Genomic DNA, 8,707 nt, shown 5'->3' on the forward strand with positions numbered 1-8,707 from the left:
TGTTAGAACTGATGCATATTTAAGACGAACGCACCAATCACGACAGGAAGCGCGGTAGTCATGTCGGTGACTATAATCACGGTCCTATCCCCCAATAGTATCCCCAGCGCTCCTACCATGTATAGGCATTGCGCAGCAAAGGGACGCCATGCTTGAAGACATGGACGCCAGAGCAGAGACACTGTCCTCGGCAAACGAGGGCGCACTCTATGATTATTCGAGGCAACTCCTGGTACGCGCTGTACAGTATTTCGAGGCCGATGGTAGTTTTCAGTTAACGTTCGGCGGCTTGTAGCTCTCCCACCGCGATAGACGGGTCTCGATGTCGAAGCGGGACGCCTCGAAGTTGGTGCCGGTGTTGACCTTGTTTTTGCCGTCGATCAGCCGATACAGCTCGTCGTTCTCGACATCGTCGACAGGGTGGGTCGATCGCACCACCCGCAGCCATAGCGATCGTGCTCGATCGCAAACGTCCTTGACCTGGCTCATTTCTTCCTCCCGTCAGTCTCCGTGCTGCTCGAGGTTTTCAATTGCACACGCGGTCCCGGCCGGGCCCGCCCGGGCTCGGTCGGTGCGCTCAACTTGCGCCTGATCTGTCATCCCGTCAATGTCATCGCATCCAGTCAGGTCACCGATGAGGCAGAGAAAGCGCGATTGATCTATCGCTCGCATATTCAAGAGAACTGTACACTAAGTATGCGCGCTCTCAGAGGCCTGAAGGCTTCGATCACAAACCCCTTTCCGAAGCAGTGGCAAACTATGTTAGGGCAAGGCTGGACATAGATGTGCCGATGAAGGCGGACTGACAGGAGCTGTTTGGTATGGCTCTCCACTGGTTCAACCCTCCGGTGTACGTCAGAACCGACCGCCCAGGCATCCGCTTCGGGGTCAGCCACGTCGAGGGTGCCTCCGAGCAACTCCTGAAGTGGACCAAGCGTGGCCCTAAGTGGAAACAGGCAGTGGAAACCTGCATGGCCGCAATGGAAGGCAATGTGCCCACTCAGAAGGTCCGCAAGGCATTCGAGGCAGCGGCCAAGGAAGAGAGCATGTTCCTCCCACCTGCTTAGGCGCCTGACCGTCCAGTCGTCACTCCATGTCCGGCACATCGCCGCCAACAAAGAGCGTAGTCGGCTCGCCATACTCCCCAAGCGACGGGTTCGCATCACGTGACCATGCAATGACGCCAGCATGTTTCCCCGCCAAGCCCTTAGCGGTCCTTATTGCCCGGTCCTCCGTCTGCTGCTCGGCTGGCCCATAGACTGGCTGGAGGTCGCCGGTCTCATCGCGATCAAATGCGGTGACGACAATCAGCTTAGGAGCCTTCTGCTGGGGAAAAATATGCTCTGACATGGTGTTGCCTTTCGCTGACCGTTAGTCGGTCCCGCTGCGCTTCCGTCTATGCTGTTGCTCGGCTGGCATTGCTTGTCTCACAGGTATGTCTCACCATCGCCGCGATGCTCAAAACAGAACCAATGCGGTGCCTGCTTTGGCTTCGCGAAACCCCAGCCAGCATCCTTGCCGCAACCAGGGCGCTCGCACCAATGGTGCTGGATGTCGGGTGCTGTGGCGTGTTCCGGCCTTGGGACGCTGATTTCGTCACTCACGATGAGGTCCAATGCGGTCACTCCAAACGCTGTATGCTCACAGTGAACAAAATAGGAACAAAACTGTCAAGGGTGAATTGACTGAGGGAGGAATGAGTTCCTATTTTGGATCATGCCCGACACTGGTGGACGACGGAAGCGCGGAGGCGCATGGACGCTCAGCAACGCCCATGAGGTCGGGCAGTTGGTGCTTGTCCGTTGCGGGCTCTGCAACGTCAAACGCTGGTATCAGCCGAGTGACCTAAGGGAAATCTTCGGGGATGTTGAGGCCGAGTTGGTAGACAGCAAAATGAGCTGCGAACGGTGCGGCAAGAACGACTTCATGCACGCCGAGACACACAACCCATCGGCGCGAGAGCGGCAGGGCATTCGGGTTCGGTGGCTTGCTTCGAAGACGTTTGTCGGCGGCGCGATCAGCTTCGGGACTTAGCCTATGACGTGCCGCTCTCCCCACATGCCTAGATTGTGAGGAGGCTGTATCTCGGACGTAGGCGATCTTCCGTACAAGGCAATTGCGATGCAAAGGCCAGTCGCGAAGGCTCCTGGCCGACAGCCAGTTCCAGTGCGTAGATGGCCTTCTCAAGAGGCAGCGTCGAGCGCGCCTTGCGACCTTTCGTTTTGACCACGATCTCGTATCGAACCCTGACGAGGGCATTATCAAGCGCGCTTGACCGGATGAACTTTTCAGCTTGGGCGGGTAGCTGCAGGTCATAGAATTGGCAGCGGTCCAGCATCTTACCCCAGTCGTGTCCCAGCCTTTGGATTTTCTTGAGTTTCTGGCCCTTCAAATGCAGGAAAGTTCGGAGGAAATGCTCGAGAGCCTGGTAGTAGAGAAAGTGCCGCGGGTGATCCGTCACGTGCGGGAGAACGACCACGTTCTCAAGCGCATCAGCAGTCGCACGGTAGTTTTGAGCCATTAGGTACATGCCGTACGGCGTCACGCCCGCGCCATGGACAACCTTTGGCTTTTTCGCTGCCTTGTCCCCCATGACCTATATCTTTGCCCGGCGCCAGCCGGCCGCTTGTGCCTCAGCCTCGCTGCAACGCCCTTGCTTGGTGTGACGATGGTCCGGTCATAATATTTTTGGCCCGGTACGTGGTAGATATGCTCACCAGAGTTCACGCTGATGTTGCCTTTGATGTTGCAGCCGCTGCCGAGAAGGCCGAAGAAGCCAGTTGACTGCTCGCTGACCGTCTCGACCTTGTCGGCGTTCGCTGCTCGCCAATCCCAAGGCTGATCGAAGCGGCCTTGCCAGATGCCGCGATGCGCAGCCTTGGCTGACGCCTGCTCAGCGGCAAAAGCTCCGTTCGAATAGCGAGGCCAATCTAGGGCGAGCCCCTGTTCGACAAGCCACTTCTGCGGGCTTTGGCGATCAGCCCGAATGCAATCGCCGACAAGCCGGCCGTACTGATCGCGATCGACGAACTTGCAATAGAGCGGTCGCGATGCAGCCAGGAACTCTTCCAACGCCTGTGTAGCTTGTCGACCGCATGGATATTCGAAGCCCTTGGCGTCATCGCAATATTGCTTGCTCTCAGGCGCATCGATGCCATTGAAGCGGATACGCTGGCCGGCGATTTCAATAGTGTCGCCATCGATGACCGAAGCTCGCCCGCCCATAGGCGGAGGTAGAGGTTCGAACCAAGTCGACGGCAACATTGTACCGTTCGTGATGACATACTGGGTAGCAAAGGCAGCAGCGGCCACGGTCATGAGGACCAGCCGCATAGGCGCGTTGGAGCGCCGTACGGTGCGCCGTCCATCGCGCTTGCGCTTGCGCCACCGGTCAGCCTGGTCGGCGCCTATGTGAAGCTGGCCTTTGCCCACGCCCTCGTCTCCCCGGAGAGAGAATGCGTCTGTTGAGGGAGAGAGTCCAGTTAGCTACGGCTAAAGGAGGCGGTTAAGCAGCCAGTGCCAGTCCAAGGCCAATGCCCATGGGGGCTTGAAGGGACGGCAAAAGCCGCCCCTACGTTCTCAATCATCCCAACCGTAATCGTCTTCGTCATCGTTAAGCGGCGCGTAGTCGGGAACGACCCGGATAATCGGCCGCGGACGTTCGTAGCGCCAGTAGTATTCATCTGGCGGCTGCGGCTCATAGGTCCGATAGGCACGCTGGTAATAGCGCCGGTCCTTCCAGTGCTTTTTGTGCATTTTGTGCGGACGCACGCAGTAGCCGTCCCGGGTTAGGTAAGCGCAGGTCACTTTCGCCTCCTGGACCAGACCGCGGTGGGCTGGAGCGCCAATTGTCATCGGCGCCGCTTGGGCGCCGGTCAGCGACAAAATCGTGCCGGCCAAGGCAAAAACAGGCAGTTTCATTCACGTCTCCGTCGTTTCAGGTTATGGCCGAACAACACTTCGATTTCGGACGATTTGGGGCGCGCGAAATCACTTTGTTTATCCGCCGCACATCTAACGCTGATTCACCGGCCGTGCCGTGCCATCATGGGAGCGTGTGCAGGAACACGTAGGGCCACCGCCGAAGGGCATGAAGCGGCCGGCCACGATATGGGTCAAGCCGGGGCTGATCGGGCGTGTGAAGCACCTGCGGGGCGAGGAAGACTTGCGCACGCTTCGTTGCAGGATTTCCGGGAGGAAGGAACCTAATGCCACTCGCCAGCTTATGCCGAGATGAGCACACGCGCCGTCAACTTCCTGCACAAGTGGATTTCCAATAGCGTCCCCGAGACCGTCGGCGTCGACATCATCTCCGTCGCTGAATTGACCCAAAAGCTGTTTGCCGATGCCAAGGCGATCGGCATCAGCGGCAGCGAGATCGAGGAAGAGACTGGGAGCGTCTATGAGGTGATCCTCGACGCTATCCTTCACTATGAGGCCGGTGTGGCGGACTGACTGTGGCGGGCCGGCGGCGACAAGCGTTGCCGGCCCGTTTTGCAGCGGCCCAGCGGCCATGGGCGGGGGCTTGGGGTTTGACCGCCGGGCCTGACCGGCAAACAGGGGTAGAGGTTTGTCGGCTGGCGAATTATAGGCCTTTTTGGCGTTCCCTAAACATACCCAATATTAGCTACAGCTTAAGGACTTATGGGAGGCGCACCGGCCCCCTGCCGTTCCATCGGATGAACGCTGCATCCTTGCCGGTGACTTCCCGCACCGTCTTCAACAGCACCTCATGCAGCGCCTGGAGCGATCGGTAGTGATCGCATGTCGGCGATATCAGCGGGCCGACGATGGCCTTATGCAGCCCTTCCGCCGCCTGTAGAAACCGCTCCAGATCCTGACCTGATAGCTGCTTTGGATGATTGCGCCTGACCATAGCGACCTCCTGTTCAGAGAAATCGCCCCACATAGGATTATGATCCTACATTGCAGATCTGGGATCAAGGGCTTTGCGCCAATGTGGGGATAAACGGTAAGCGCCAATAGATGCATACCTGCTAATATGAAGTGTCTCGCTCACGCGCGACCAACAATAGGAGGATGCGATGAAAATGAATCGTCGGTCGGCATTGAAAGTCGGTCTAGCGACAGCCGCCGCGACGCCTCTTTGGCGACGCCCGCGGGATCTGCGGAGATCGTCCCGACATATGGCCCAAATGACGGTAAGGAAATTGCCCCCGGCGTTCGCATAGTGGAAGTAGGCACTTGGGACTCGGATATGACAGGCATGAAAAGTGTTTTAGTGCTCGATGCAGTATTCCAACCTGGGGCTGCCGACGTAGAATCCGTGATGGACAATGACATGGTCTGTTTCATCACTGCCGGTGAGTTCACGATTAAGAAGACGAACCCCGATAAGGAATTTAACGTCAAGAAGGGCGAGTACTATACCTGCGGCAAAGGCAAAACGGACCACGCCACAAACATAAGTAAGGAAGTCGGTATCCACCGGATCACCGTTCTGATACCTGCCTAAGCGTTTTTCCCCTGGGGCCGCCAACTGAAGGTGGCCCTTGCCTTCTTGGCGCATTCCTTCGCTTCGGTGCCCTGTACTTCAGCCGCACCCTTTCGATGGCGACCGCCACCAGCGGTCCCAAGGCGATAGTAACGCTGTCTTCGTCGATGCGGGTGACCTCGCCAGTCAACTCGATCTGCCGGCCGCGCTTGACCTTGGACGTGTCGTAGATCGAATGCGGGAAGTCATAGGACGGGATTGATACGCTTACAGTGTCCTCGTCGACCCATCTGCGCATGGTCGCGGTCACTGCCACAAGCCACAAGATGCCGATTTTCCCTTCGCCATGCAGACGATTCTGGAGCGAGCGGGGCCTTAGTCAAGCGCTTGCTAATATTCGAATGGAGGCGCAAAGTTTCTGACACATGAGGCTCATTTTGATTGCACTCGCCGTCGCTCACAACTGGTATTCCGGCTACCATGATCCGGTCACCGGCTATGAATGCTGCGACGACAAGTAGGATTGTAGGGTCATCAGCCCGCGCTATGTCGAGCCGCTGCTGGGCGGCGATTTCAATATCCGCAGGGGGTCCAAGACCCAGTATTTCATCCCCAAGAATCGCGTCATAGAGAGTGAAGACAGCCAGTATCACATCTGCACGTCCCCCCAGTCTTTGTATATCCGCTGCTTCTTTGCGCCGCACACGGAGGCCAGCCGACAGCGCGGAGATTACGCCGAAGCCGCAGAGACGCTAGCGCATCAGCAGGTAAACACCCATGCCAGCCATTAGCAGGCAGGCGGCCATGCCGATCATGTCGCGCGGCCAGAAGCGCCAGACGGCGCCAGCGAGCGTCGAGGCGGTGATCGCGGCGATGTAGAGGGGGAACGGTTACCACCATCCCCAAGACGCGCCGAAGGGATGTATTCCGGCCAGGAGAGCGCCAAAGGCGGCGATGGTCGCCAGAAAGGTCTGGTAGCGGTCGAGCGCTATCCGTTTCTCGAGGACGACCGCTTTCCCTTTCCAGTAGAGCCTATCGTCGTCGACTTCGAAATGATCTAGTTCGTCCATGCCGATCGTTTTTCGCAAGTCACTTCCCCCCGAAAAGTTCCCAGCATCGCGAAAAGCTTCGCCCCCGCAAGGGCGCGCTTGACGATTTCAGCGAACGGCTATTGGCAACCGACCAGCCATGAGGAATATAATCCTTCCGTTGCGGCGACCCCTTCAACGGAGATCGCCAATGGCCAGGACCAAACTTTCCAAGCAGCTTTCACAGGCAGATATCGATCGCTTCTGACGGCAGCGGAGGCGCTCCATAAGAGCATCGTCAAGCCGCTTCTATCGCCTACCAGCGACCATTACCGGGCGCTGCAAAGCACGCATGCAGCCTTGTTGAAGACGGTGAAGGATATCACCGGCAAGGATGCGCCATTCATCCAGTGGAACACCACAGGACCGGTACGGCCCCCTACGGCCGGGTAGCGCCGCGCAGTTAAGTCACACGCCTGACGCTGCTGCCCCTACATACTGATCGAGACATAATACGACAACAGGTAAAGGATCGCAGTGGTCGCTGTCACGAGTATGACCCATAAGCCTAAGCTGCTCATGCCTCCTCACTTCCCGGCGGCTCGCTGTTGGGCAGGGTGTTGGGATGTAAGGGACGCCGGCCCAAGGCGCGGAAAAGGTCCGCCACAAGCACAAGCTAATATAACCGAGATGCAGACGCCTATGGTGTGATCGCGGAAGGCGCTAGACGAAATCCGTTGAGCGCAATTACATTAGACGGCTGATCATGGAAAAGCCCGTCACAACCTACATCGTGAGCGTGTTCGAGAAACCGCACTGGCGCACCGTGCTGACCACGAAGGACAAGGCCAAGGCCGAAGCGCTGGCCAAGGAGATCGGTGACAAGGTGCGGATCGAGGAGATCACGCCGAAGGGTAACCGTCCGGAGAAGGCCGCAGGTTAGGCGGCCTGATCGGGTGGGGACTTCGATGGCTGCGAGTACGAATTTGGTTCAAATCAAAAGGCTACAACGCCCTTGATACAAGTCTTAACGTCGCCGCCGGTCCAAATCTGGTCATCGACCTGCTCCACATGAACACGTCCTTCCCTTCCAAGGACAGTACCCTGGCTGGCAATGTAAGACGAGGGCGCGATGCCGCTTCCGATCAACCATTGGGCGATGCCCGCGTTCAGGCTGCCGGTTACAGGATCTTCAAAACCGGCAGCGGTAAAGGCGCGCACCTCGAAATTTGCATCCGGCCCCTCTTTCATAGGGTCCCAGGGAGCAACAACACCGACCCGCAGTCCGGACAGCACGGCAAAATCCGGGCGTAGCGCCAAGACATCAGTCCTGGAGCGTAGTAGGACAGCAAGCCAGCCAGGGCCATTGTCCACCCAGTTGGCGTCGACGATGACATCAGAGGCCAACCGCAGACCGTTGATAGCTCGCGTTAGCGTGTCGAGTTCCACCGGGCCCGAGCGGCGTAGCTGGGGGGCTTCGAAAGAAAGCCGTTCATTGTCGCGCCGAATGCGGACAAGTCCTGCTTCGCACTCTTGGATAATGTCACCGCTCTTTGGTCGCCCACCGGAGGACAGCCACACATGGCAACTTCCCAAGGTAGGGTGACCCGCGAAGGGCAATTCAGCAGCAGGCGTGAAGATGCGAACGCGGTAGTCGGCATCCGCCGACTTCGGCTGTAAAAGGAAGGTCGTTTCGCTAAGGTTCGTCCACCTTGCGAAGACGGCCATCTCAGACGCGGTCAAGGAATCCGCTCCTATGACAACCGCCAACGGGTTACCTAGCAAAGCTCTGGAAGAGAAAACATCAACCTGCTGGAATGAAAATTTTGTGGTTCCGTGTCTCACTATGGCATCCTGACGTTTCGAATTTATGCGGCCTTTCCGCATTTGGGGTAAAATTTAGCTGACTGCCAATTCCACGGAAGTAACTCTTCAAGCCGTTTGACAGGTATGTCGGCAATACGGGCGAGAACATCGCCAAGCCAGGCCTGCGGATCGATGTCGTTGAGTTTGGCGCTCATGATGAGCGTCGCCATGAAGGCGGCACGGTCAGCGCCGCGATCTGATCCGGCAAAGAGCCATGACTTCCTGCCGAGAGCAATCTCGGGGTCATTCTGCCCATGTTGGGCAGGAGGTCGAAGTCCATTATCGCTGGCATCCGTATTTCGGACGCCGGCTTCGCTGCGAGAACAGTGAAGAACGCGCCAACGGTCGGATCGTTCAT

The 8,707-nt window shown here is 57.8% G+C and carries 15 protein-coding genes; 5 read left to right on the top strand and 10 right to left on the bottom strand.

All coding sequences use genetic code 11. From position 1 onward, the window contains the following. Positions 1-270: 270 nt before the first annotated feature. Positions 271-489, bottom strand: a complete 219-nt coding sequence (locus tag D3227_RS41390; protein WP_147377815.1) for a hypothetical protein — start codon at positions 487-489, stop codon at positions 271-273. Between the two features lie 332 nt (positions 490-821). Here D3227_RS41390 and D3227_RS39145 point away from each other — a divergent pair, with 332 nt between their 5' ends. Beyond that, positions 822-1,067 (top strand): DUF982 domain-containing protein, encoded by a 246-nt coding sequence (locus tag D3227_RS39145; RefSeq protein ID WP_120019326.1) that lies wholly within the window; start codon positions 822-824, stop codon positions 1,065-1,067. 19 nt (positions 1,068-1,086) lie between these two features. On the opposite strand, the gene D3227_RS39150 is transcribed toward D3227_RS39145, so the two are convergent. The 4 genes from D3227_RS39150 to D3227_RS39175 form a co-directional block, all read right to left on the bottom strand. Next, the gene (locus D3227_RS39150) at positions 1,087-1,350 is read right to left on the bottom strand and encodes a hypothetical protein (RefSeq protein ID WP_120019327.1); all 264 of its coding nucleotides are present in this window, start codon (positions 1,348-1,350) and stop codon (positions 1,087-1,089) included. Positions 1,351-2,062: 712 nt separating this feature from the next. Then, positions 2,063-2,593, bottom strand: coding sequence for a hypothetical protein (locus tag D3227_RS39165; RefSeq protein ID WP_120019330.1), 531 nt, complete (start codon positions 2,591-2,593; stop codon positions 2,063-2,065). Continuing rightward, complete coding sequence (locus D3227_RS39170; protein WP_245452142.1) at positions 2,542-3,432, bottom strand: thermonuclease family protein; 891 nt, start codon at positions 3,430-3,432, stop codon at positions 2,542-2,544. The genes D3227_RS39165 and D3227_RS39170 overlap by 52 nt, the downstream gene beginning before the upstream one ends. 147 nt (positions 3,433-3,579) lie before the next feature. Continuing rightward, on the bottom strand, positions 3,580-3,921 hold the full coding sequence (locus D3227_RS39175; protein ID WP_120019331.1) for a hypothetical protein: 342 nt from the start codon (positions 3,919-3,921) through the stop codon (positions 3,580-3,582). A 312-nt stretch (positions 3,922-4,233) separates the two neighbouring features. On the opposite strand from D3227_RS39175, the gene D3227_RS39185 reads away from it, so the two are divergent. Continuing rightward, entirely contained in the window at positions 4,234-4,455 is a 222-nt protein-coding gene (locus D3227_RS39185; RefSeq protein ID WP_120019332.1) for a DUF768 domain-containing protein, read from the top strand. Between the two features lie 187 nt (positions 4,456-4,642). Here D3227_RS39185 and D3227_RS39190 read toward each other — a convergent pair whose 3' ends face one another. Beyond that, complete coding sequence (locus D3227_RS39190; RefSeq protein ID WP_120019333.1) at positions 4,643-4,876, bottom strand: hypothetical protein; 234 nt, start codon at positions 4,874-4,876, stop codon at positions 4,643-4,645. A gap of 231 nt (positions 4,877-5,107) precedes the next feature. On the opposite strand from D3227_RS39190, the gene D3227_RS39195 reads away from it, so the two are divergent. Next, complete coding sequence (locus D3227_RS39195) at positions 5,108-5,476, top strand: hypothetical protein (RefSeq protein ID WP_245452143.1); 369 nt, start codon at positions 5,108-5,110, stop codon at positions 5,474-5,476. On the opposite strand, the gene D3227_RS39200 is transcribed toward D3227_RS39195, so the two are convergent. Then, positions 5,454-5,771 (bottom strand): hypothetical protein, encoded by a 318-nt coding sequence (locus tag D3227_RS39200; RefSeq protein WP_245452146.1) that lies wholly within the window; start codon positions 5,769-5,771, stop codon positions 5,454-5,456. The genes D3227_RS39195 and D3227_RS39200 overlap by 23 nt on opposite strands. Before the next feature lie 574 nt (positions 5,772-6,345). Next, complete coding sequence (locus tag D3227_RS41395; RefSeq protein WP_147377817.1) at positions 6,346-6,543, bottom strand: hypothetical protein; 198 nt, start codon at positions 6,541-6,543, stop codon at positions 6,346-6,348. A gap of 60 nt (positions 6,544-6,603) precedes the next feature. On the opposite strand from D3227_RS41395, the gene D3227_RS39205 reads away from it, so the two are divergent. Both D3227_RS39205 and D3227_RS39210 read left to right on the top strand, forming a co-directional pair. Continuing rightward, entirely contained in the window at positions 6,604-6,936 is a 333-nt protein-coding gene (locus D3227_RS39205; protein ID WP_342634053.1) for a hypothetical protein, read from the top strand. Between the two features lie 313 nt (positions 6,937-7,249). Then, positions 7,250-7,426, top strand: a complete 177-nt coding sequence (locus D3227_RS39210; RefSeq protein WP_245452144.1) for a hypothetical protein — start codon at positions 7,250-7,252, stop codon at positions 7,424-7,426. 53 nt (positions 7,427-7,479) lie between these two features. Here the strand turns inward: D3227_RS39210 and D3227_RS39215 are convergent, their stop codons facing one another. After that, a complete protein-coding gene (locus D3227_RS39215; RefSeq protein ID WP_120019335.1) occupies positions 7,480-8,370 on the bottom strand; it encodes a PhzF family phenazine biosynthesis protein in 891 nt (296 codons plus the stop codon). Continuing rightward, the coding region (locus tag D3227_RS39220; RefSeq protein ID WP_245452145.1) for a transposase domain-containing protein at positions 8,352-8,707 on the bottom strand (356 nt) is incomplete at its 5' end. The genes D3227_RS39215 and D3227_RS39220, both read right to left, overlap by 19 nt.

Origin of the sequence: Mesorhizobium waimense (assembly GCF_003601975.1) — a bacterium.
In the GTDB taxonomy this organism is placed as follows: Bacteria; Pseudomonadota; Alphaproteobacteria; order Rhizobiales; family Rhizobiaceae; genus Mesorhizobium; species Mesorhizobium waimense.